General features: G+C 69.8%; 22 protein-coding genes and 1 tRNA gene. 7 read left to right on the top strand and 16 right to left on the bottom strand.

Translation table 11 applies throughout. The features are described 5' to 3' along the window. The first annotated feature begins 11 nt into the window (after nt 1-11). The 4 genes from tmk (at nt 12) to ABZ845_RS26960 (ending at nt 6559) form a co-directional block, all read left to right on the top strand. On the top strand, nt 12-3296 hold the full coding sequence (gene tmk, locus ABZ845_RS26975; RefSeq protein ID WP_360984289.1) for a dTMP kinase: 3285 nt from the start codon (nt 12-14) through the stop codon (nt 3294-3296). Nucleotides 3297-3445: 149 nt separating this feature from the next. Continuing rightward, a complete protein-coding gene (locus tag ABZ845_RS26970; RefSeq protein WP_360984286.1) occupies nt 3446-4651 on the top strand; it encodes a DNA polymerase III subunit delta' in 1206 nt (401 codons plus the stop codon). A gap of 138 nt (nt 4652-4789) precedes the next feature. Beyond that, nucleotides 4790-6388, top strand: a complete 1599-nt coding sequence (locus tag ABZ845_RS26965; RefSeq protein ID WP_360984283.1) for an alpha/beta hydrolase — start codon at nt 4790-4792, stop codon at nt 6386-6388. 97 nt (nt 6389-6485) lie between these two features. Continuing rightward, nucleotides 6486-6559, top strand: a tRNA-Thr gene (locus ABZ845_RS26960). Nucleotides 6560-6607: 48 nt separating this feature from the next. Here the strand turns inward: ABZ845_RS26960 and ABZ845_RS26955 are convergent. The 14 genes from ABZ845_RS26955 to ABZ845_RS26890 all read right to left on the bottom strand — a co-directional run bounded on the left by ABZ845_RS26955 (nt 6608) and on the right by ABZ845_RS26890 (nt 18422). Continuing rightward, nucleotides 6608-8005 (bottom strand): tyrosine-type recombinase/integrase, encoded by a 1398-nt coding sequence (locus ABZ845_RS26955; RefSeq protein ID WP_360984280.1) that lies wholly within the window; start codon nt 8003-8005, stop codon nt 6608-6610. A 63-nt stretch (nt 8006-8068) separates the two neighbouring features. Next, a complete protein-coding gene (locus tag ABZ845_RS26950; protein ID WP_360984277.1) occupies nt 8069-8272 on the bottom strand; it encodes a helix-turn-helix domain-containing protein in 204 nt (67 codons plus the stop codon). Nucleotides 8273-8756: 484 nt separating this feature from the next. Beyond that, on the bottom strand, nt 8757-10232 hold the full coding sequence (locus ABZ845_RS26945; RefSeq protein WP_360984274.1) for an ATP-binding protein: 1476 nt from the start codon (nt 10230-10232) through the stop codon (nt 8757-8759). Between the two features lie 3 nt (nt 10233-10235). Further along, a complete protein-coding gene (locus ABZ845_RS26940; protein ID WP_360984271.1) occupies nt 10236-11114 on the bottom strand; it encodes a bifunctional DNA primase/polymerase in 879 nt (292 codons plus the stop codon). A 90-nt stretch (nt 11115-11204) separates the two neighbouring features. Then, nucleotides 11205-11435, bottom strand: coding sequence for a hypothetical protein (locus tag ABZ845_RS26935; protein WP_360984268.1), 231 nt, complete (start codon nt 11433-11435; stop codon nt 11205-11207). An 18-nt stretch (nt 11436-11453) separates the two neighbouring features. Next, on the bottom strand, nt 11454-11909 hold the full coding sequence (locus tag ABZ845_RS26930; protein WP_360984265.1) for a hypothetical protein: 456 nt from the start codon (nt 11907-11909) through the stop codon (nt 11454-11456). Between the two features lie 12 nt (nt 11910-11921). Further along, nucleotides 11922-12425, bottom strand: a complete 504-nt coding sequence (locus ABZ845_RS26925; protein ID WP_360984262.1) for a hypothetical protein — start codon at nt 12423-12425, stop codon at nt 11922-11924. A 23-nt stretch (nt 12426-12448) separates the two neighbouring features. Further along, nucleotides 12449-12640: a hypothetical protein gene (locus tag ABZ845_RS26920; protein WP_360984259.1), complete on the bottom strand. Its 192-nt coding sequence runs from the start codon at nt 12638-12640 to the stop codon at nt 12449-12451. A gap of 223 nt (nt 12641-12863) precedes the next feature. Beyond that, nucleotides 12864-14957 (bottom strand): hypothetical protein, encoded by a 2094-nt coding sequence (locus ABZ845_RS26915; RefSeq protein WP_360984256.1) that lies wholly within the window; start codon nt 14955-14957, stop codon nt 12864-12866. Nucleotides 14958-14959: 2 nt separating this feature from the next. Continuing rightward, nucleotides 14960-16579, bottom strand: coding sequence for a hypothetical protein (locus ABZ845_RS26910; RefSeq protein ID WP_360984253.1), 1620 nt, complete (start codon nt 16577-16579; stop codon nt 14960-14962). 76 nt (nt 16580-16655) lie between these two features. Next, nucleotides 16656-16991, bottom strand: coding sequence for an RRQRL motif-containing zinc-binding protein (locus ABZ845_RS26905; RefSeq protein ID WP_360984250.1), 336 nt, complete (start codon nt 16989-16991; stop codon nt 16656-16658). After that, the gene (locus tag ABZ845_RS26900; RefSeq protein ID WP_360984247.1) at nt 16991-17878 is read right to left on the bottom strand and encodes a DUF2637 domain-containing protein; all 888 of its coding nucleotides are present in this window, start codon (nt 17876-17878) and stop codon (nt 16991-16993) included. Before ABZ845_RS26900 ends, ABZ845_RS26905 begins: the two co-directional genes overlap by 1 nt. After that, entirely contained in the window at nt 17875-18165 is a 291-nt protein-coding gene (locus tag ABZ845_RS26895) for a hypothetical protein (protein WP_360984244.1), read from the bottom strand. Before ABZ845_RS26895 ends, ABZ845_RS26900 begins: the two co-directional genes overlap by 4 nt. Beyond that, on the bottom strand, nt 18162-18422 hold the full coding sequence (locus ABZ845_RS26890; RefSeq protein ID WP_360984241.1) for a DUF6284 family protein: 261 nt from the start codon (nt 18420-18422) through the stop codon (nt 18162-18164). The genes ABZ845_RS26895 and ABZ845_RS26890 overlap by 4 nt, the downstream gene beginning before the upstream one ends. Before the next feature lie 1158 nt (nt 18423-19580). Here ABZ845_RS26890 and ABZ845_RS26885 point away from each other — a divergent pair. The 3 genes from ABZ845_RS26885 (at nt 19581) to ABZ845_RS26875 (ending at nt 21903) form a co-directional block, all read left to right on the top strand. Next, nucleotides 19581-19946 (top strand): winged helix-turn-helix domain-containing protein, encoded by a 366-nt coding sequence (locus tag ABZ845_RS26885; protein WP_360984238.1) that lies wholly within the window; start codon nt 19581-19583, stop codon nt 19944-19946. 243 nt (nt 19947-20189) lie between these two features. Then, nucleotides 20190-21404, top strand: coding sequence for a helix-turn-helix transcriptional regulator (locus ABZ845_RS26880; RefSeq protein ID WP_360984235.1), 1215 nt, complete (start codon nt 20190-20192; stop codon nt 21402-21404). Between the two features lie 19 nt (nt 21405-21423). Beyond that, nucleotides 21424-21903, top strand: coding sequence for an NUDIX hydrolase (locus tag ABZ845_RS26875; RefSeq protein WP_360984232.1), 480 nt, complete (start codon nt 21424-21426; stop codon nt 21901-21903). A gap of 37 nt (nt 21904-21940) precedes the next feature. Here the strand turns inward: ABZ845_RS26875 and ABZ845_RS26870 are convergent, their stop codons facing one another. Both ABZ845_RS26870 and ABZ845_RS26865 read right to left on the bottom strand, forming a co-directional pair. Beyond that, nucleotides 21941-22501: a GNAT family N-acetyltransferase gene (locus ABZ845_RS26870; protein WP_360984229.1), complete on the bottom strand. Its 561-nt coding sequence runs from the start codon at nt 22499-22501 to the stop codon at nt 21941-21943. Between the two features lie 93 nt (nt 22502-22594). Beyond that, entirely contained in the window at nt 22595-23245 is a 651-nt protein-coding gene (locus ABZ845_RS26865; RefSeq protein ID WP_360984226.1) for a hypothetical protein, read from the bottom strand. Between the last annotated feature and the right edge of the window lie 142 nt (nt 23246-23387).

Raw genomic sequence — 23387 nt, 5'->3', positions numbered from 1 at the left:
AGGCTGAACGCATGACGCGAGCCGAGCAGCCAACGGCCCACACCCCGGCCCCCGACGAAGCCCTGGTCGCGGATTCCCGCGAACGAGCCGTCCGCGCCCTGCTGCGCGAGCCGCAGCTGAAGAGGCTGTGGAGCGCCCAGCTCGTAGGGAGTACGGGCGACTTCCTCGCCCTCCTCGTCCTGGTGGCGCTGACCCTCCAAGCGGCCATCGCGGAGGGTTCCTTCGGCGGTGGCTACCGTGGCGTGGCCTTGGCCGTCGCCGCCGTCTTCGGGGCGAGGATCCTCGCCACCCTGCTCTTCGGGGCCGTCCTGCTCGGCCCGCTGGGCGCGCTGACGTCCCAGGAGGGGCCGCTCGACCGCCGCTGGACCATGACCGCCGCGGACGGCCTGCGTGCGGCTCTGCTGATCATCGCTCCCTTGTGGGTCGACTGGGTCCCGGCCGACGCACTCGCCTTCCTGCTGGTCACCGCCTTCGTGACCGGTGTCGCCGAGCGCTTCTGGTCGGTGTGCCGAGAGAGCGCGGCGCCCGCGCTGCTGCCCGCTCCGCCCCTGGAGGGCGCGACGGTCCGGCCGCTTCCGGACCATATGGACGCGCTCCGGCGCCTGTCACTGCGTACGGGATTCGCGGCGGTGCCGCTGGCCGCGGCCGGGCTGGTCGCCGTATCGCTGGTGAACAACCTGCTGGGAACGGGCATCGCCTGGTTCGACCAGCACCAGGTGGCCCTCGCCTCCTACGTCGCGGCCGGACTCTTCGCGGCCTCCCTGTCGGTGGTCACCGCACTCGAACTTCCCGCGACCCGCACTCCCCGCGCGCGATCGCCGCTTGAGGGCCTGCGCCGTCCCAGGACGGGGCCGGGCTCCGACAAGGGCCGCACAGGAGCCATCCCGCTGCTGGTGCTCGCCTGCGCGGCCGTGGCAGGGGCGGTCTCGGGGGCTGTCGCCGTCTCGGTGCTCCAGGCCAAGGATCTGGGCGGCGGCCCGGTGCTGTACGGCCTGTTCGTCCTGGCGCTGACCGGCGGTGTCGTGGCCGGCATCCGTACGGCGCCACGCATGCTGCCGTCGCTGTCTCGGCGCCGGCTGCTCGCGCTGGCGATCGCCTTCACCGGGGTCGCGCTGCTGGCCGCGGGGCTGGTCCCGGACGTCACCAGCGTGCTGCTGATCATGACGCTCGCGGGCATCGGAGCCGGCGTCGCCGCCAACACCGGGCACACCCTGCTCGACCAGGAGACCGAGGATCACCGGCGGCTGCGGACGACCGAGCACCTGCACGCGGTCGTCAAGGTCGTCGTCGCGCTGGGCGCGCTGGTGGCACCGGTGGTGGCCGGCGGCATCGGACCGCACCGGCTGGAGAACGGCCGGTTCGTGTTCGCGCACGGAGGCGCCGCTTTCACGCTGATGCTGGTGGGCGCTCTGCTGCTGCCCGTGGCCGCGCTGGTCCTCGCCAAGGTCGACGACCGGTCCGGGGTGCCGCTGCGGCACGATCTGCGCGACGCGCTGCGCGGCGGCGACGACCCGCTGCCGGAGCCCACGACGAACGGATTCTTCATCGCGCTCGAGGGCGGTGACGGCGCCGGGAAGTCCACCCAGGCCGAGGCACTCGCCGAATGGATCCGGGGCAAGGGGCACGAGGTCGTGCTGACCCGTGAGCCGGGCGCCACCCCGGTCGGCAAACGGCTGCGGTCGATCCTGCTCGATGTCTCCAGCGCCGGTCTGTCGCACCGAGCCGAGGCCCTGCTGTACGCGGCGGACCGCGCGGAGCACGTGGACACGGTCGTGCGCCCGGCCCTGGAACGCGGCGCGGTCGTGGTCTCGGACCGGTACATCGACTCCTCCGTCGCCTACCAGGGGGCGGGCCGTGATCTGTCCCCGACCGAGATCGCCCGCATCAACCGGTGGGCCACCAACGGCCTCGTACCTCATCTGACGGTTCTGCTGGACGTGGCGCCGGAGACCGCGCGTGAGCGGTTCACGGAGGCACCCGACCGGCTGGAGTCGGAGCCTGCCGAGTTCCACGCGCGCGTGCGGTCCGGCTTCCTCACCCTGGCCGCCGCCGACCCCGGGCGCTATCTGGTCGTCGACGCGGGGCAGGAGCCGGAGGCGGTCACCACCGTGATCCGGCACCGGCTCGACCAGGTGCTGCCGCTGTCCGAGGCCGAGGTGAAGGCCCAGGAGGAGGCGCGCAGGAAGGCCGAGGAAGAGGCCCGGCGCAAGGCCGAGGAGGAAGCGGCGCGCAAGGCCGAGGAGGAACGGCTGGAGCGTGAGCGGCAGGAGCAGCTCGCCAAGCTGCGTGCCGAGGAGGAGGAGCGCAAGCGGCGCGAGCTGGAGGAGGCGCAGCGCCGCGAGGCCGAGCGGCAGGCGGAGGAGGCCCGGCAGCGGGCCGAGGAAGCCCATCGACGCGCCGAGGAGGAGCGCGCGCGGCTGCTGGCCGAGGAGCAGGCGCGGGCCGAGGAGGAGGCCCGGCGCAGGGCCGACGAGGAACGCCGGCGCAAGCAGGCCGAGGAGGAGACCCGGCTGCGGGCAGAGGCCGAGGCGCTCCGTCTGGAGAAGCAGCGGAAGGCCGAGGAGGCGCTGCTGCGGGCCGAGAACGCACGCCGTAGCGCGGCTGAGGCGGCGGCGTCGGCCGCCCGGTCCGCATCGGCCGCCACCGGGCAGGGCGAGTCCGAGGCTGCCTCCGCGCCCCCTTCGGGAGGCACGGAAGAACCGTCCTCGTCCGCCTCCTCGCCCACCTCTGCGTCCGCTCCCCCGCCGGACAACGAGATCACCGTCCCCACGCCGCTCGTACCCCCTACGGGCGCTGCCGGCGCGGCGACGGACGAGACCGCCGTCCTGCCGCCCGTACGGGCGGAGGAGACCGACGGGGAGACCACGGCGACGCTGCCGAAGCCGCCCGAGCCCCAGGGCGCGGCCGACGAGACGGCCGTGCTGCGGCGGGCCGTGCCCGGTGCCGCGGACGAGACGGCGGTGCTGCCGCCGGTGACGCCGGGTGCCGCGGACGAGACCGCGGTGCTGCCGCCGGTACGGGACGCGGGTGCCGGTGATCCGGCGGGCCGGGTGCCGCCGGGCTTCTTCCGCGACGAGCGGCCGGCGGCGCGGCCCGACGGAGGCCAGGACCGTACGCGTGAGCTGCCGCAGATCGACGCCCAGGGGCGCCCGCAGCGTCGGCCGCGTCCGGACTGGGCGGAGGAGACCCCGCTGGACGATCTCCCGACCCTGGCGGACGAACTGCTCGGTTCGCGCGACGAAGAGGGCTGGGACGAGGGCTGGGAAGACGACCGCAGCCGCCGCCGACGCCGCTGAGCGCGGACCTTCCGCGGACCGCGTGGGGCGGGGGCGGGGCACGCATGCCTGCGCGGCCCGCCCCTGCCCCCGCCCGTTGTCAGTGGTGACCCGCACAATGGATCGCGGCAGGGCGGCAAGGCGATGTACGACAGAAGGGCGGGTGTCCCGTGACCGTGTGGGACGACCTGGTGGGCCAGGAGAAGGTGAGCGAGCAGCTCGACGCGGCTGCCCGTGACGCCGACGCCCTGGTCACCGCGGCTGCCGCCGACGCCGCGCCGCCCGAGGCGTCGAAGATGACGCATGCCTGGCTGTTCACGGGCCCGCCCGGCGCGGGGCGTACGCAGACCGCGCGGGCGTTCGCCGCGGCGCTCCAGTGCGTCAGCCCCGACCGTGCGCTCGGCGGCGCCCCCGGCTGCGGATTCTGCGACGGCTGCCACACCGCTCTGGTGGGCACACACGCGGACGTGACCACGGTCGCCGCCGTCGGTACGCAGATCCTCGCCGACGACATGCGCGACACGGTCCGCAAGTCGTTCACGTCTCCGGCGAACGGCCGCTGGCAGGTGATCCTGGTCGAGGACGCCGAGCGGCTGAACGAGAAGTCGGCCAACGCGGTCCTGAAGGCGGTCGAGGAGCCCGCTCCCCGTACGGTCTGGCTGCTGTGCGCCCCCTCCCTCGAGGATGTCCTGCCGACGATCCGCTCCCGCTGCCGCCACCTGAATCTGCGCACACCCTCCGTGGAGGCGGTCGCCGACATGCTGGTGCGGCGCGACGGCATCGAGCCGGAGACCGCGGCAGCCGTCGCCCGCGCCACCCAGGGCCATGTCGACCGGGCCCGGCGGCTGGCGACGGACGAGCGTGCCCGCGCCCGCCGCGCCGCCGTACTGAAGCTCCCGCTCCGGGTCGACGACATCGGCGGCTGCCTCAGGGCCGCTCAGGAACTGGTCGACGCGGCCACGGAGGACTCCAGACAGGTCGCGGAGGAGATCGACGCCAAGGAGACCGAGGAGCTGAAGACGGCGCTCGGCGCGGCGCAGGGCGGCCGGATGCCCCGAGGCACCGCGGGCGTGATGAAGGAGCTGGAGGACAAGCAGAAGCGCCGCAGAACGCGCACGCAGCGCGACAGCCTGGACCAGGCGCTCACCGATCTCACGGGCTTCTACCGCGATGTCCTCGCGCTCCAGCTCGGTTCCCGCGTGGCGCTCGCCAACACGGACGCCGAGGACGCCCTCGAGCGCCTGTCTCGCGGCAGCACGCCCGAGTCCACCCTGCGCCGTATCGAGGCGATCGCGGCGTGCCGGGACGCCCTGGACCGCAATGTGGCTCCCTTGCTGGCGGTGGAAGCCATGACGATGGCACTGCGGGCGGGGTGAGCGGGCGCCGGTGCGACCTGGTGACCGTGCCGCCTCCGGTCGGCGAATACAGCGTGCGGCGGATTGACGCTGTCACTCGTACGAGGCGCCTGTGCCACCTTTCGTGATGGAGACGTCGCTCAGCGTTACGCTCACGAGATGCACATCAGGCGCATCTCCGGGCAGTCCCGCTCTCTGTCCTCCCCGTTCCGCCATCGGTCCCCGACGCGAACGGGCGGCGCGTTGATGGCCGCCGCCGCGCTCCTCGTCTCGGCCTGCTCGGCGGGGAACCCGGCGACGCCGGCGGCGATGGCGCTGCCAGGGCCCGCAGGGCGGGCCGTGCCGGCCGCCTACTACGCGCAGAAGCTGGCCTGGCACGCCTGCCAGGCCACGGGCTTCGAGTGCGCCACGATGAAGGCGCCGCGCGACTACGCCGATCCGGGCGCGGGCGACGTCACGCTGGCCGTGGCCCGTAAGAAGGCCATGGGTCCGGGCAAGCGGCTTGGCTCGCTGATGGTGAACCCGGGCGGGCCGGGTGGCTCGGCGGTCGACTACCTGGAGCGGTACGCGGGCGCCGGCTACCCGGCACAGGTGCGCGCCCGCTACGACATGGTCGCCGTCGACCCGCGCGGTGTGGCCCGAAGTGAACCGGTCGAATGCCTGAGCGGCCCCCAGATGGATGCGTTCACACAGACGGATGTCACCCCCGACGACCAGAAGGAGACGGACCAGCTGGCCGACGCGTACCGGCACTTCGCCGAGGGTTGCGGGCAGCACTCGGGCGATCTGCTGCGCCATGTCTCCACGGTCGAGGCCGCCCGTGACATGGACATCCTTCGGGCGGCGCTGGGCGACCAGAAGCTCACCTATGTGGGAGCGTCGTACGGGACGTTCCTCGGCGCGACCTACGCGGACCTCTTCCCGCAGCGGGTCGGCCGTCTGGTGCTGGACGGCGCGATGGACCCGTCCCTGTCCTCGCTCCGGCTCAACGAGGGGCAGACGGCGGGCTTCGAGACGGCGTTCCAGTCCTTCGCCAGGAATTGTGTCCGGCAGGCGGGCTGCCCGCTCGGCGGCCCCGGCACCCCTCCCGCGAAGGTGGGCGACAACCTCAAGGCGTTCTTCACGAAGCTCGACGCGTCCCCCCTGCCGACCGGCGACCCCAAGGGCCGCAAGCTCGGTGAGGCCCTGGCCACGACCGGGGTGATCGCCGCGATGTACGACCAGGGGGCCTGGCCGCAACTGAGGCAGGCGCTGACCCAGGCCATGGGCAAGGGCGACGGCGCCGGACTGCTGGCCCTGTCGGACAGCTATTACGAGCGGGACGCCAGCGGCAAGTACGCGAACCTGATGTTCGCGAACGCGGCCGTGAACTGCTTGGACCTGCCTCCGTCGTTCTCGACCCCGGAGGAGGTCCGAAAGGCGCTCCCGGAGTTCGAGAAACTGTCCCCGGTGTTCGGGGAGGGACTGGCCTGGTCCGCACTGAGCTGCGCGTACTGGCCGGTGAAGGCGACCGGTCATGCGCACCGCATCGAGGCGAAGGGTGCCGCTCCGATCGTGGTGGTGGGTACGACCCGCGACCCGGCCACGCCATATCCTTGGGCGCGGGCCCTGGCCTCGCAACTCTCCTCGGGCCGGCTCCTCACCTACGACGGCGACGGCCACACGGCATACGGCCGGGGCAGCAAGTGCATCGACTCGGCCATCGACGCCTACCTGCTGCTCGGTACACCCCCGGCGAAGGAAAAGCGCTGCTCATAGAGCCCGCGAGCCGCCCCTCCAACGGTGTGGTCAGAGCACCTTCGGAAACTGTGTAGACTTGCCGACGTTGCTGATCGCACCATAGTGCGGACAGCGCGCCGCCTTAGCTCAGATGGCCAGAGCAACGCACTCGTAATGCGTAGGTCTCGGGTTCGAATCCCGAAGGCGGCTCAGCCAAAACCCCAGGCCGGATGGTGCTCCGACCTGGGGTTTTCTCGTTCAGTGGATGCGGCGACGGCGGCGGGAGCGGGCCGCGCGGGTGTCGGCGGTCTCAGTTCTGGTCTCAGTGGGGCCCTCATCGGGGTCTGGGGGAGCGGGCACGAAGAACTCGCCCATGCGCCGCATTGCGTCCCTCGACAGGTGTGATCTGCCCTTCACGTAGCGGCGGGTCTGGCTGATCTGGGTGTGCCGCAAGATCTCCATGATCGTGGGCATGTCGACGCCCAACTCGTTCAGGATCGTGCCAGCCGTGTGGCGGCTCCCGTCGTAGAGGCGTCGGTCGTCGATCCCGGCCTCTGCGAGGAGCTCCTTGAACTCTTCGTAGTCCTGCCGTGGGTCGAGCGGACGCCCGTCCGGCCGTGAGAACACCACGTGGTGTTCCTCCCACAGTTCCTCGGCGGCGGCCCTCATCTCCTCTTGCTGGGCCTTGTGGTCGCGTAGGAACGGGACGAAGACGGGCGGGATCGGGACGGCGTTCCGGCTCTTCTTGGTCTTGGGACGAGTGAAGGTGAGTCCGCCCTCCTTGCGTAGTGGGCAGGCGCTCGCGTGCCTGGTGCACGTCCTGGGGCACGGCTTCGGGCAGCCCCGCTTGTAGTTCCGGTGCGTGGTGCAGTCGGACGGGCACGGCTCGAATCGGTGAAGACGGGCGCCGCAGACTCGCGGGTCGTCACAGCCGTGACGCCACGTGAGGCGCTGGAGCTGCCATTCCGGGTGGAACAGCTCCGCCTCCAGGTCGACGTACGGCCACCGCAGACCGAGAGTCTCGCCCTGCCGGAACCCCATGCCCACGCCCACGATCCACCGCATGAAGGTGGGGCGCTTCGCCGCCGCTTCGAGGAACGCTTTCGCCTCTTCCTTGGTGAAGGGGTTCGCCTCGGTCTCGTCGATGCTTGGCGGGTCCACGAGCGTGGCGACGTTCTCGCCAACGATGCGGCGGCGGTGGGCAATCTTCAATGCGCGGGACAGGACGCGGTGAACCTTCACCACGTGGGAGGGGGCGTGCCCGGCATCGAGCAGCGCTCGGTACATCCGCTCCAGGTGCTCCGGCTGCAGCTTGTCGATGCGGTGCTTGCCGACGCCCGGGACGATGTCGTTGCGAGTCTTGGACCAATAGTCGTCCAGGGAGCGTGGCTTGAGCTTCAGGCTCGCAATGTCGGTGAGGTAGGTCTCCATCCACTGCTCGACCGTCGGCTTACGCCCTGCGGCCGGGGCTCGCCCCTGGTCGCGCTGACGCTCCAACTCCTTGACCTTGCGCTTGATTTCGGTCTCAGTCTTGGCTCGGCGGTGCCGACGGTCAGGGCCGCCGTCGCTCTTCACGCCCATCGTGACCCGGCCGTGCCACCAGCCGTCGACGCCGAAGTAGATGGACGACTCCAGGTTGGGTTTGCGGGGGCTCATGTTCTCCTCCATGCGGGAGGCGCCCCGAGCAGAGCGCTCAGGGCGCCTCAGGGCTTGCTCTGGTTAGTTGGACAGCGGGGCGAGGTTTGCGACGAAGGCTTCGAGGTCGGCGCGCCGGATGCGGCGCGCGCGGCCCAACTTGATGTACTTCAGGGCGCCTTCGGCCATCAGCTCGTAAACGGTGGAGCGTCCGAGAGACAGCGCCTCGGCTGCCTCCTCGGGCTTGTACAGCAGGCGGTCGACGGGGGCAGCAATCGCGGTGCTCATCCGGGGTGCCTCCTGGGCAGTTCGTCCGTGCCTTCGGGGAGTTGGGCGCGGGACCTTGGCACGCGTGTGTCCGAGGTCCGGATTTCTGCGTCATCGCGTCAGGCACGTCATTTGCGGTTCTGAGCTGCGGTTATGTGGTGACGCGGGCGGCTTGGGGCATGTCACAGGGCGGGGCGGGGTTCTGTCACCCGTGACGCGGGTGACGCGAGATGACGCGGGTTTGGCCGTCTGCGTCACCGCTGTCACCGCTGGTCAGAGACCGGTTTCGGGTGGCTGGTGACGTGGGTGACGCAGGTTCTCCTCTCTTAGGAAAAGAGAGGGTGGTGTCTGTGGTGGTGCGGTGCTGCTCAGGACGTGAAGAAGGAGCCGCTTCGCGGCGCTTCTTGTGCAGCGGCGGCAAGCCGCCGGAACAGCAAGAGGAGCACGCGGGGCGGGGGCGGGGTGCTCCTCTTGCTTGTCGGGTGTGGCGCCGTGGTGGTGCGGGTCAGAACGCCGCGTCCTGCCAGTGCGGCGGCGGGATGGGTGGGCGGGTCATCTCGATGTAGCGGGCGGCGCTGGTGCGTCCCCAGTCGATAAGGACGCCGCGTGCGGCGAGGGTCGGCTGAAGGCGCTTGAGGCGGTCGGAGAGGACCTTGCCGGTGGTGGGCCAGCCCCTGGGCAGGGGACGGCACTCCTCGCCGCTGTAGAGGGTGGTGAGGCTGTGCAGCCACTCCGAGGACGTCATACGGACTTCTGTACCCGTGTCGAGTTCGGCCGCGTGCTTGAGAACGGTCTGTGCGAGGAGGTCTCCTTCGATGACGTCGTCGTTGAGGTCATCGAGGCTGGCCCGGTATGCGGTCAGCGAGCCGAACCCGGTGGCCGTGTCGAGCTGGGCGCACAGGTGGGCGAAGTCGGCCATCCGCAGGTCGGTGGGGGTATCCGCCTGCGCGGCCCGCACCTTGACGGTCAGGTCCAGCAGGGAGCCGAGAACGACGGGAAGGATCTCCGCGTACTCCGTCCAGAGTTCCGCCTCGGTCCGCCGTACCCGGGGTCGCACGAGGCGGAGCGGGAGGAGGCGTTCGGCGAGGTCGGGGCGGATGACGCCGACGTCGATGCCGGTCAGGAGCATGGGGCGCCGGTAGCGGGAGCGGACGACGTCGCCGTCGGTGAACAGCGCGCGTTTGATGCTCTCGGCGCCGGTCACGATGCAGCACATGAGGTCGGACAGGTCCGGGGGCAGGTGGGAGAGGTTGTCCAGGGCGGTGACCCATCCGGCGGCGACGGCCGTGATCATGTTCTCCTCGTCCTTCGGCGCCCGGCGCAGGTCCCCGCTCATTCCTTCGATGATCCGCACGAGCATCCGGCCGCCGGTGGACTTGCCCGCTCCTTGGGGGCCGGTGAGGAACGGGGCGGGCACGGGCACGGAGGGCTCCAGGCAGCCGATGAGCCAGGCGATGGCCAGGCATTCGGTTTCGGCGCTGGCGAAGTTGCACAGGCGGAGCAGGAGGTCGATGCCTTTGCCGTTGGTGTCCTGGGCGGGGAGGGGGAGTTCGCCGGTGAGCTGGGTGCGCCGCCAGCAGACTTCCTTCGGGTCGGGGGTGCGGATGTCCCAGCCGGTGGGGTGGATGCGGATGGACTTGCCGTCGTCGCGGCCCAGGTCGAGCCAGGTCGCTCCGTCGAAGCCTGGGGCGACGCGGATGTGGGTGGGCTGTACGTCCTCGGTCAGCGCGAGTGCTTCGATCAAGTCCAACGCCTCCTTGAGTGCCGTGCCGTTGAACACGCCCACCCCTTCCCTGTACATGCCGACGATGAGTTCCTGACGGTGGCTTCCCGTCGTGCCCTGGGAGCGGATCGGGCGGGCCACGGGGTGCCCGTTGCGCTGCGCGTACACGGTCCCGTCGATGGTGCGGAAGTACCGGAAGTGCTCTTGCGCGTAGTCGGTGATGATCTGCCGGGCCGGAGTCTTCTCGTCCTCGGACACGGCTCACATCCCCAGTGCGGTGCGGGCGTTGGCCCACGCGTCGGCGCAGTGCCGGGCGGTCTCGCCTTTGCCCTGGGCGGCGGTGAACAACCGGGCGACGTGGGAGTCGGTGAGGCAGCCGCACCGGCCGTGCGCGGACAACACCGCGAGGAACATCCGGTACACGGTCTTGTGGATGCTGTCCGGGGCTTCCTCGATCCGTTTCTCCGCCATGGCGATTCCCCGTTCCAGGTAGGCGGGCGAGCGGTGGGGGCACTGCCCGCTCTCGGCCGGCGCCGAAGCGGTGGCGGGGCTCGATGTCGGATGGGGGGCGGTGGGCTCCTTCACGGCGAGCGCGCGCACGGCATCCGGGAGCGGCGCCATGGTGCCGCTCCCGGGGCCGAGCCAGCGGGCGTAGGACATCAGGGACTTGATGTCCACGCCGGGGCGTACGGCGTTGGGGGAGGTCATGGTGCCGAGGTAGATCCAGTGCTCCCCGCGTGTCGTCGCCACGGTCCTGGTCGCCGGGAGGTTCTGGTGGGCCCACGCGACGGCGTCCGGGTTGTCGAGGTCGACGACGGTAAGGCCGGCGCCACCGGGGTGGTAGGCCACGGTTGCGGCCTGCCGCCAGGCCGTAGCCCACGCGGGTGAGGTGAGGACGCGCGGGTCGGTAGTGGCGGCGGCCCACGCGTGGCAGGGAGCGAGGCACTGGCACGGCCCCGCAGCCTTCATGTGGGGCCTGTCGCCGCAGGCACTGTCCGTGCAGGCGGGGCAGTTGCCGAACGGGAGCTTACCCGCGCGTAGGGGAAGTACGGGCAGTCCGGACGCCGCGAGCGCGAGCGCGAGACGTAGGGATTCGGGCTTGGGGCGTGGTACTCGCCGGATGCCGGTGGTTTGGGTCATGCTGGGGGACCTCCACTGTTCTGTTGGACGGGTGGAAGCAAAGGCGGCCCCGGTTCTTGGCGAAGAGATGGGGGGCCGCCCTTGGCGTAGCTAGTAGAGAGCCGGGCTCAGGGCGTAGCAGCGGCTGTGGCGTAGCCCGTGCTCGGTCAGGAGCCCGAGCCGGGCGAGTGTCTTCAGGTCGCCGCGGGCGGTGGCTCGCTTGGGTGCGATGCCGAGCCGGTGGTAGATGTGCATCACGCTGCCCGTGGTGATCTGCGTGCACAGGTTGTGGTGGGCGTCAATCAGCAGTGCGCTCAGACACCGGGCTTGGTTGGCTGTCACCGTTCGTTCTCCTTCCGGTCAGTCCTCGCATTCGCAGTTCTCGGGGAGCTGCTGGCAGTAGGGGCAGCGGGGGCAGTCGCAGCCGCAGGGGTGCAGGTAGCCGACGCAGGAGCACTGGCACATGCCCTCGCCGCACGGCTCTTCCTCCGGGCCGTTGTCGGGGCCGCTGTAGGTGAGCGGGCTGACGGCGCTGTGGGAGAGCTCCAGGGTTTCGGCGAGGTGGCCCGCTTGTTCCATGGCCACGATCAGAAATTCCTGGACGTTGGCGACATGCCTGCTCGGGTCCTCTCCGTCGGCGGATTCGAGGTGCCCGACGGCGGAGAGCTTGTCCAGCGCGGTTCCGATCTGCTCGATGGCCTGCGGGAGCCGTTGGGCGAGTGTCTGGTCGGGGCGGGGGAAGGTGAGGTGGTTGAACTCGCGGACGGCCTCGGCGACGTCGCGGGCGATCTTCGTGGGGTCGACGGTGGTGGTCATGTGGCCTCCTGGCTAGTTGTGCAGGTGGGTGTGGGAGCGGGCGAACGCGCCCTTGGTGTGGGTGGTCACGTGGGTGTGCTTGGTGACCGGCCCGGTGTAGACGTGCTTGGAAACGGAGCGCCTGGCCCGGGAGAAGGCGGCGGCGATGGAGAGCGCGGCGAAGGCGATGCCGGAGAAGAGCACGGCCATGCAGACGACGCCGGTGACACTCATGGAGGCGAACCCCTTCAGCACGAGCCAGATCCCGCACCCGACCCCGGTGGCGCCGGCGCCGATCCCGATCGAGGCGACCGCAGTCCCGGCGGCCCAGGCGGGAACAACGCGCCGGTCGTCCTGCCAGACCGGTGCCGCGTCTCCGATCGGAGAGGGCTCGGTGTCGTCCCGGTAGGACGTCGGTATGGGCTTCGGGGGCGGGGCCGGTCGGTATACCGCGTCGATGATCCGGCGGGCTTCGGCGTTGGCTTCGGCATCGCTCATGCGGGGCCACCAGTCGGCCGGGGTGTCGGTGTCGCTCACAGCGGTTCCTCCTTTCTCGTGGGTCAGGCGATGGTGGAGACGGCGGTGATGAGGGCCCGCAGGGTGGTGCGTATCGCGGTGGCGGCTCCGGTGTCGGCGGTGAAGAATCCGAAGAGGAACACCGTGATGGCGGCGAGCGGGCCGACGGAGCGGGAGCGGACGAGGACGGCTGTCAGCACTCCGAAGAGGGCGACGGCGGACAGGGTGACGATCACGTGTGGCCTCCCGGGGACGGGGAGCGGGCGGCATCCGGTGGTGTGGATGCCGCCCGCATGGTGACGGTGCGTGACTGATCTAGTGGGGCGTACTGGGTAGTGGGTAGTGGGGTCCCCAGTGGGGGATGCCTGTTCAAAGGCCCTATGTGCCCCAGTAGCGGCCTTACTGGGTAGTGGGGCGTTCCCCACTACCCAGTACTCAGTAGCCCTGTGTGAGGCCCGTTCAGGCGTGGTCGGGGTGGACGTAGACCGAGTGCGGCCCGTTGTCCCGGTAGATCAACTCGCCTCGGTCGACAGCTGCTTGCAGGGCAGCGCGGACGGTCTTGCGGTCCTTGCCGACGAGTTCCGCGACCGCAGACGGCTTCATGCCCTCCGCTCCGGTCGCCTTGATCGCCTCCAGCACCTTGGACAGCCAGCCAGGACCGCGCTCCCGCTCGCCCCGCAGCGCGGACAGGTTCAGCCCCTCCGCCGCGGGCGGCGTGGGAGCTTCGGCGGTGTGCGGGTCGGAGGCGGTGGCGAACTCGGCGTCGATCTCGGCACGGAAGCGGCGCAGCATCTCCTCGTCCTCCGAGCGCGGCGCCGCCTCACGGTCACTCAGCGCGGACAGCCTCAGCCCCTGCCCCTGCCCCGCCGACGCTGACGGCTCCACGCCTGTGTCGGTGAGGTCACGCATCCATGCGGTACGGTCGGCGTCCCAGCGTCGGGCGTAGGCAGGGCCTGCGGCTTTGGCGGAGATGTCGTCCAGGCGGGGGTGTCGGTCGCTGGTGGCGGCGGTGATCTCCCGGATCTGCTTGGGCTTGATCCGCCACCCCTTGAACAGCCCCGCCGGGGACTCGGGGGTGCCCATGAATCCGGAGCCTTTGTAGGGGGCTTGGTCGACGCGCAGGCCGCGACGGCCGGGAAACATCTTGCCCAGGTCCATGCCCTCGGTCTCACCTCCGGTGAGGGCGACGCGGACTTTGGCTTCGCGGCGGATCATGAGGTTGCCCAGCACGCTGCCGGTGGCACCGAGCGCCGTGAGCACGGTGCGGATGCCCATGGCGCGCAACATCCGGATGACTTCCAGGATCTTCTTCGCGAGCTGCTTCATCTGCCGGTCGCTGCTGACGAGGATTTCCGCGCCTTCATCGATGACCAGCATGATCTGGGGAATCTTGGCGCTGATCGGGAGCAGGTCAGTGTTCGCCTTGGCGAGCAGGTCCTGATACGCCTTCTTGCGGTGCAGGCCGATGGCCAAGGCGGCGTCCAGCATGAGCACAGCCTCCTCGTAGGAGGCGGCGAGCCAGTCGATACCGGGCCGGACGGGCTTGCCGTCCTCCCGCTGGAGTTCCCCCTTGAGAGCCGGGAGGACCCAGGGCAGCCCGGCGGACCCGGCGTTGAGGTCGATGACCCAGGTGAGCATGTCCTCGGCGCGAGCGAACCCGGCCAGGATCATGTGGACCATGTTGGTCTTGCCCGATCCGGTCGGTCCGACCACGAGCGCGCACTGTTCCCGCAGGTAGACGCGGATCTGTTCGGCGTTCGTGCGGTAGCCCCACGGGATGCCCGTGTGCAGGGACAGGGGGCTGTAGTCCTCGGGGTAGTCCAGCGTCTCGTGGAGGACGTTGACGGTGGTGACGTCGAGGATGGCGCGCCCTTGGTGGATGCCGGGGGTGGCGGTGGCGGTGCAGCCGTGCGGCAGCTTGGCGTCCGCGGACAGTTGCACGGAGTACTGGGCGATCCGCTCGTAGGTGATCCCGCCCTGCGGCTCCAAGTCGAGGGAGTAGCCGGTACCTGTCTCCCACATCTCGACCGCCAGCACCTTCACGCTGATGGAGCAGATTCGCTGGACGCGCTCCACCCACTCCGCGGCGATCGCCCGCCGCTCCGCGGAGAGCTCCCGGGCGATGGCCCGTTGCTCGGCCGCGATGGCTTCCTCTTCGCGGGCTTCCTCGTACAGGGCGACGGAGCGGGCGCCGGCACCCATACCGACGCCGATGGTAGCCAGGGAGCCGAAGGCGGCCCAGGACAGGGGGCCGGTGGTGATGGCCCAGGTGGTCCACCCTGCTGCGACGAGCCAGGATGCGGCCTTGAAGGCGAGGGTGCGGCCCGCGTTGCGGACCTTCAGCCCGGCCACGGTGTGGCCCAGGGCGCCAGCTGTGCCGACGGCCATGGCCCAGACGGGCGGCATGGACAGGGCGGCGCCGGTGGTGGCGACGGCGAGGGCTCCGGTGGTCGCGGACAGGGCGCCGGTCACGGGTCCGTGACCGGCACTCCAGTCCAGCACCGGGCCACTGTCCGCCTGCCTCTTCTTCTTCACGGCAGTGGTCGCAGTCATGCTCAGACGTTCCATCCCTTCTCGGCTTCCGGACCGTTGCGCGGGTCCTCGTGACGGGCGATGTCCTTCTCATGGACCTGGCGGAAGGTGGGCCCGAGGTCTTCGGCCGTCTCCACGGCAGACATCAGGGCCTGGAAGATCTCGTTGAACCCGGTCGCGACTTCTTTCTCCAACGCGAAGTCGCCGCCGCCCTGGTCCGAGCGTTCGGCAAGGATGCGCAGGGTGTTGGCTACCGACGTCAGCGCCTCGGGCAGTCCCTCGACCATGGCGAGGATCTCCATGCAGTCCTCGGGGTCGTAGGACTGTGCGGCCTGCTCCATCTCGGCGGCGTGCTCTTCGAACTGGAACCCGGACACGTGCTCTCCTTCACTGCTTGAGGTGTTGGTGTTCTCCGGGACTCGCTCGGCCGGGCGGTCCACCCGGCCCCCGAGCCCCTCGCTTGCGTCCTTCCGGGCCTCCTCGTCCGCCGCGGCTTCCGCTGCCGCCTGCTCTTCACGGATGGCGGCGTCGCGCTCGGCACGCTGGTCACGGGCTATGCCGGACAGGCGCCGGTACAGGCGCCGGCCGGGATGCACGAGCCCGGGAAGGCCCAACCTCCGTGCCAGCGGACTCGACAGGAACCCGAGCACGCCGATGGGCAGGGCCAGGAGCGCGGCCAGTGCTCGACGGCGGAGGAAGCGGGCCGCGGAGCGGCGCAGGGCCTTGCGGGCTGCCTTACGGGCCGGGGCTTTGCGGACCGCGGCCCGCTGCGTCGCCACGGTGCCGCCAGTCTTGGCGTCACGCTTGGCGCGCTGCTTGGCGATCGCGGCCTGCTTCACCGCGCGAGCCTTCCGGCCGGCGCCCCCGAGGAGGCGACCGGCCAGGCCACCCGAGCGTGAGCGCGTCTTGCCTGCGGTGGGCTTGTTGGTGCCGGTCTGCGGCTTGTTCGGCTTCGGGGTGTTGCGGCGGGCGTCGGCCACCGCCCTGCGTGCGGCGGTGGTCTGCTCCCGCTTCTGCGCGCGGGATGTCCCGGCCTGCTTCTGCGCGCTGCGCAGGGCCTTGACCTGCCCCGCCTTGCGCAGCGCGCCCGCAGCCCCGCCGCCCTTGGGGAGGGCGGGCTTGTTCAGGGAGACCGGAGCGCGGTTCTTGCCCGCTCCAGAACGGTCCTGACCAACACCGCCACGGTCCAGCCCACTGCCGGAGCCACGCCGCTTCTGACCCGGTACCCGACCCGATCCGCCAGTCGTACGAACGACACCCGTGCCGGACTTCCGGCCGCTCGCGGTCAGGCCCCCGGAGCGGTGGCGGGCGGCATGATTGCGCGCCGCGGTGCGGGCAGCAGCACGGCGAGCCACCTGCTTCGGTCGGGGGTTGCGGTTCCGGTAAGAGGCGACCGTGCCGAGCACGGCCATGCCAGTCGCAGCCACCGCAGCGGCGATCGGCCCGCCAGCCAGCCCCGCCGCAGCGATCGTGCTCACCGTGGTGTTCGCCCCGGTCATGGCAAGCGGGACGATCGGCCAGCCGCCGGGCGTATGCTCCACCCCCTTCACGTCCGTGGCCGCACTGGTCTGCGGCTCGGGCGGCGGGGGCGGTTCGGTCACGGCAGCCTGGACGGCTACCGGCTCAGTGCTGAGTTCCGTCATGCTGAGAGCACTCCTTCAGGGGAGTAGGGCCCGGCCGGATGCTGTGGAAGGTGCTGGCCGGGCCTGCCAACAGGGCTTATGCAGCGCGCTGTTCCTCGGCGTAGGCGCAGGACGCGCACATACCGAGCAAGGTCGGGATGACGTATCCGGCATCCCGACCGCACTCAGCGCACCTGCGCCGGGCAGCATTCGCCTTGGCCAAAGCCGCCCACTTCGCAGGCGTCATCGGCCGTACAGGCTTGGCCCGGTCGATCGAGTAGAGGTAAGTGACCAGCGGGCCGCGGCGCCGGGGTCGCTCGATCTGAGCCACGACGTCCTGACCGCCGGGCCGCAGCCCGCGGGCACGGAGTTGTCGGCGGGTGGCCAGACCGTCCGGGGCGAGCCGCCATCGGTAGACGGGGATAGTCGCCATCACACGGCGGTGGTGTCGACGGCCCGCAGGACGGGCCGGGGCGGCTCCTCCTCGTCGCGGACGGCGAGGATCTGCTTGCGGCCCCAGGACTCGCTCATGCCGAATGCCTCGCCCAGCGCACGCGCACTGAGCGGACGGCCCGCCTGTGCGGACTCGGCGTACGCACGCCGTGCGGTCTGCCGCATCCGCTCGAGCTCCGCCTCCTCGAACTGGGCCTGCCGCAGTGCCTCAGCGGCACTCTCAGCGTCCGGTGTGCGGGCGGTGTGCGGGGTGTGCGGCTCAGCCTCCCGCACAGTATCCGTATGGGATGTGACCAGCACCGACGACTCAAGCGCGGGTGCGGTGGCGGGAGGACCGGCGACCGCATCGGCGAGGGTCTGTTCGCGGCGTGCGGAGGTGTGCGGGGCGGGTGCGGATTCCTGTACGTCCGTTCCGCACACCGGCACCTCGGCGGCGGGTACGGGTTGGTGGAGCACCTTGGCTACCAGGTCGGAGCCGAAGTAGATGGAACCGACCGGCAGGGAGGAAGCCAGCAGGACCAGCGCCCAGTTCCCCACGTTCCACTCCGCCAGCCGCACAGGGCCGGCGGGGGCGTTGTGGAGAGCAGGAACGAGCCCGTGCACGTAGTTCAGGACCAGCGAGGCGAGGGTGTAGGCGGCCAGCACCCTCAGCGCGAACCGCTTGTCGTCCCTATTGGTCAGGACGAGTGTCGCCACCAGGGCGAGTGCCATCAGGCCGTCCACCACGAACGGGTACAGCAAAGCGGCGGTGGCATCCGCCCCGATCGCTTTGGCCACGTCCCTCAGGGCGTTCCAGGAGACCCGGAAAGCCATCGCGACGACCGCGACCAGCGCGAGGACAAGCAGGATCCTTCCCTTGCGGTTCACGGGGCACCCCCGTCATCAGGCCACGGGGTGTAGGTGACCGGCTGATCAGTCGTCCAGGACCGCAGCGACGCTGTCGCCCCGTCCGCTTCATGCCCCTTGCGTAGGACGCAGGCGAGGATGACCCTCGCGTCCGTGGCCCTGCGGGCGAGGAGTTTCGCGTAGGCGCGTTCGTCCTCGTCAGCCAGGCTCGGCAGAGGGATGTCCAGCGCGTCATGGACCGCGCGCAGCAACGCCACGACCGGCTCAGGCCAGGAGTCGGCGCGCTGGAGATCGGTTCGCCCAGTCATGCGCTGGCCCCCATTGCCGTGGCCTGGTTGGTCAGCGCGCGCCGGGCAGCCAGCACCTTGCGCCGCGCCCGGCGGATACGCCGCGTGTCCATCTCCGACGGCGCGCGGTCCAGCACGGTGATCTCCGCGTCTAGCAACTCCACCTCAGCGGAAATGAGCGGGAGCTCCCGCTCGATGGCGTCCAGCTCCGCGGCCGTGGGCTCACGGTCGGAACTGGCGGCGGTAACAACCGCCTGAAGTGCAACGATGTGCCTCATGGGTCGTGTTCTCCTTCGCTCTGGAACGGCCCCAACCGCGCCCCCGGTGCTCCAACACCGGGGGCGCTTGCCGTTGCGGGGTGATCAGCCGCCAGTCATGTGCGGCACGGCCGCGCAGCGGCGACCGGAGCGCCCCGACTGGGAGTCGAACCCGGCCTACGACCATCGGGGCGGTTGAACTCAGCGGCCCGTCAAGGCCGCGTGCGGATGGGGTCGGGGCGGGCGTACGGGAAGCGGCGGTTTCGCCTTGTCGTGCTCGGCGCAGGCCATCACCGGCCGCCCCGGGCACGGGCGTTGTTCTCGCTGCGCTTGTTCGCCTCAGCCGCCTTCCGGGCCAGCTCCGCCCACTCCGCCTCTGTCAGACTGATGACCACAGGTGCCTCCTCAGCAGGTGCCTGTACGCGGTCCTCCGGGGGGCAACCCGGAGGACCGCTCGCCGTTGAAGTCGGCGACTCCGACTCCCCGCGCTTCCGCCCGTCCGGCCGCGCAAGGCGGTCCGTACGGGCGGAAGAGGCAGCCGGTCGCAGTGCGAGGCACTGCGAAGCCAGTGAGTGGACCGGGAAGTCATGGCGCCGCCGGCCGGTCCGTCTCGGCAGCACCCAGGTATGTCGTCGGCCCATGCCGACCTCCCGCTGATCGCAGGGACACGGCTTCACCGGCGCACCGTTGCCACGGAGCCGGTCCCGAGCCGGGAAAGTCGGGTGCGTCATCGTCACTGCTCTGACGCCAGCAGGCGGCCTGTACGAATCGGTACAGGTTGGCGTGCCGCCCACGACATCACCCGGTCGTCACGGGGGCGGTCTCACTGTTGCCGCCACGTGCGTTGGGGCCCTGCTGTACCTCCCCACACCCGGAACCGGGTGGCGCCTGCCAGGCGCGTAGGGGGAGAGCCACGTCCATCACAGCGGTTTGCCCCTGGACCCTCGCCCTAGGCACCTACCGCGACCGCCGCTCCCGCGTCAGCCCCGCACGATCACTCTTCAGTTCTCAAGGAAGATCCGCTCCCAGCCCGTCGGCATGCGACAACGTCGCCTCCCCAGGTCTTCCGGCTGGTGCGGGTACCGCTGAGATTGTTCTAGCACGACTGACACAAGCAGTACAATGGGTTGTGTTGGTCGTGCCGATTGAATTGGGAGGAATCCGGTTAGCATCGATGCCATGACGCCCACTTCAGACGCCTCACGGCGCGTGAACGAGAAGATCGCGGATGATCTCCAACGAGACATCGAAGCGGGTGACTACGCGCCCGGGACGAAACTGCCGGCCGTACGCTCGATCGCGGAGCGCTTCGGTGTAGCCCCCGGCACTGCGACCAAGGCGCTACAGCTACTCGTCCAGCGAGGCATGGTCCGCCCGGATTCGACTCGCGGCTACTTCGTGCGCGCTCAGCCGGAGGGGCAAGCGCCGGACGAACCCAGCGCGGAGTTCACCGCGATCATGCGACAGATCGAGATGATCCAAGCCCACTTGGCCTGCCTCGATGAGCGCCTCCAACAGGTTGAGCAAACAAGGGGGTCGGATTGATCGGCTCCGCAACTCGCTTAACCCGTCGTTCGAGTTCACCCATCTCGGCAGTGATCTGTTCAAGAGCTGCCACCACCTGGCGTCGCTCACGGATACTCAAAGCCACGGTCGTACCTCCCCGTCGGCACCACAGGACGTCTCGCATCGGACGTTCACGAAGCTATGGCGCACCCGCAGCTCGGCCCCGGAAAATCCTTCCGGGGTCTCTTCGCGAACGGAGGCGAGGCTGAAGTCATGCGAGGAATGACGCAGCACCTGACGACCGGCGAACGCGTTGCTTGGTACCGCCACCGCCGCGGCCTGTCTCAAGAAGTCCTTGCCGGGCTGGTCGGCCGTACCGCCGACTGGCTGGGCAAAGCCGAGAACAACCGCATCGAGCTCGATCGTCTCTCGGTAATCCGGGCGCTCGCCCACGCCCTGGACGTCTCCATCGGAGACCTCATCGGAGAGCCGACCCTCATGGAGTGGTCGAAGGAGAGCGGCCGCGACACGGTCCCCGCTCTGCGTGAAGCGCTGATGGACTACCGGCTCCTCACCCCCCTCATCGGCACGCTGGCCGATGGCCAGCCGCCCACGCTCGCAACCCTGCGAGCCGACGTGGGCGAAGTATGGGATGCCTACCAGGAGTCGCGCTACGGGTTCTCCGCGCGGCAGATCCCGCTGCTGCTCGCGGACGCGCTGCTTGCTGTGCGGGCCTACTCAGGAACTGAACGAGAGGAAGCAAACGGGCTGTTGGCTCTGACCTACCAGGGCGCCGCGATGGTGCTAGGCAAGATCGGAGAGAACGAACTCGCGTGGATCGCAGCGGACCGAGGACTTGCCGCCGCGCAGCAGAGCGGCGACCACGTGATCACAGCATCGCTGTTCCGGTCCGTCACGCACTGCCTGCTATCCACCGGGCGCTTCGAGACTGCCGTCCAGCTCGTGAATGACGCAGCCGGGTTCCTGGAATCCGGCCTGAACCACGCAACCCCGGCATACCTGTCCGTGTACGGCACCCTGTTCCTTACCGGCTCTATGGCGGCGGCGCGGGCTGAGGACCGAGCCACCACTCAAGCGTTCCTGCGTGAGGCCGAGACGATGGCTGCTCGGCTCGGCTCCGACGCGAACCACATGTGGACCGCCTTCGGCCCGACTAACGTCGCCATCCACCGTGTGGCAACGGCCGGCGAACTCGGCGACATGCAGGTTGCCGCGGAACTTGGCCCGACCGTGGACACGAGAGGGCTCCCCGTAGAGCGCAGGGTCCGGCACAACCTAGAAGTCGCTCGCGCTCTCAGTGCTTGGAACCGTACAGATGACGCGCTTGCCATGGTGTTGGAGGCTGAACAGATCGCTCCCGAGCAGGTCCGGCACCACTACATGAGCCGAGAACTCGTGCTTGGCTGGGTCCGCGGAACCCGGGGACGACCAACGCGGCCGGTTGCCGACTTGGCCGACAGGCTCCGCGTGGTCTGACCTGGGTAGGCTCGGCCCCGTGAGCGAGAACGAGCATGAGGCAAAGATGGCGCACCCGAGGATGGCCTCGGGTGCGCTGTTCTTCGATGACCACGGCCAGGTCCTACTGCTTGAGCCGACGTATAAGGACTACCGAGACATCCCGGGTGGCTACGTCGAGACCGGTGAATCCCCGCTCCAGGCGTGCGCGCGCGAGGTCCGAGAGGAGCTGGGCATTACGCCGGCCATCGGTCGCCTGCTTGCGGTGGACTGGGCACCCAACCCGACAGAGGGGGACAAGGTCCTCTACATCTTCGATGGCGGCACCTTGAGCCCCGAACTTGAAGGGGCGATCCAGTTGGAGGCTGCCGAGATCCGTGCGTACGCCTACCACTCGCTCGCTGCTGTGGACGAGCTCACCATCCCTCGATTGGCACGGCGCATCAAGGCTGCGGCTGCTGCCCGTAGCGAGCGACGCGTCAGCTATCTGGAGCATGGCCAAGAGGTCGTCCCGCAGTAGTCAAGACTCCTAATTGCGGCACAGCCCACGCCGGGAATCAGCTGACCCAGATGCCCCCGGGGGAGACCCGGCGTGCGAGACGGCGACCTGCGTCACTGACTGGCGTCGACCACGACACATCGGCAACCTGGCAACCGAAGTCATCGGCGAGTGCCCTCACGAGCGTGGCGCCAAGGCCCTGGCGCCGATAGACATCCGCCACCCAAATCAAGATGATGCGCGGGCGCAGGATGTCGTCCTCCTCGTCGCCGTACTGTGACCCGTCGATGAGATCCCAGCGCCGGTGCTGTCCAGCGTCGTGGGCAGCCAAGTAGCCAACCACGTACCCGTTCGCCTGCAAGAGGTACGCCCGCATGTTGTCCGGGGTCACCTCAGGCTCATCAAGGTGGGACCACGAGCGGAAGTCGTAGTGGCCCTCCTTCTGCGGCATTCGTGCCACCCGGTAAGCGAGTCGCCGCCACGCGATGGGCAACTGCGTCGTCACGACGGCCACGTCGGCCCACCAGTCCAGGTTCTTGGGCGACTGGATGCCGAATGCCCACGCCGCGTGATGCGCGGTGTGCTCCTTACCGCCGTCTGAAAGCTCCTGCAACCTCATGCCGCATGGGCAGTCGCCGCCTTCAGGCATCTCCGCAGAACGGAACTGGACCGGTGTCGCACCGTAGCTGAGGTTCTGCTCTCTCCCGCCCACCTAGGGGCGGTCCGGCGCATCGTCCGGCTCTACGTACCCGGTCCAGCGATCCACCCATCCGGGATACCGTTCGGGATACTTCTCTCGCATCAACTTTCCGACGGGCGGCAACGTCGGGCGAACCCATACGCTCCCTGCGGTCGCGCGCCCGTTGAGACGCAGTCCGCACTTCTTCGCCTTGCCTCGCAGAAACCTTAGGAACGCGCCGGGCGCCGAGTCGAAGTCGATGCCGCGAATCAACTCTCGCTCTCCAGGAGCAAGCCAGTCATCGACGGGAAGCGTCAGTCGTTCGGCGAGTCCCTTGAGACCGCTGTAGTCGTGGTCCAGCTCGGCTGCGCGCAATGCCTCGACCGTTTCCTCGACGTGTGGGAAAGAGACGTGCACGGTGACCCAGCGCGGGCCGTTCCCCCACCAAAACTCGCCCGGGTAGCCGTCGTACCAGATGCGGTCGACCGCCGCTTCGCGTACTTCGTCAACGGCCACGCAGTAGGCGGCGGGTAGCTCAACGTCGTGTCCTAGCGAAGTCTGAGCATCGACGTATCCGTCCCGGTCGAGAGTGACCGTGGCATACCAACGTAGAGCCCGGATACTGACCCTCCGGGAGCGCGGGTCGCGTCGATCAGGATCGAGGTAGATCGTTCGCTCAGTCATACGCTCCACTCCATAGCACTAGTAGATTGTCGCGGCTAAGGATTGTTCTGGTTGGTGGAGTTGGGGTCGGGCAAGCTCCCTTTGTCGTTTCCGTTCGGCCGGGCAGGGGTGCCGTGTCCTCGCAGAAGAAGTATCCGGTTGC

This window comes from Streptomyces sp. NPDC047022, assembly GCF_040644155.1.
GTDB lineage: Bacteria > Actinomycetota > Actinomycetes > Streptomycetales > Streptomycetaceae > Streptomyces.
The sequence above is the reverse complement of the archived record's forward strand: the minus strand, read 5'-3'. Positions and strand labels throughout refer to the sequence as shown.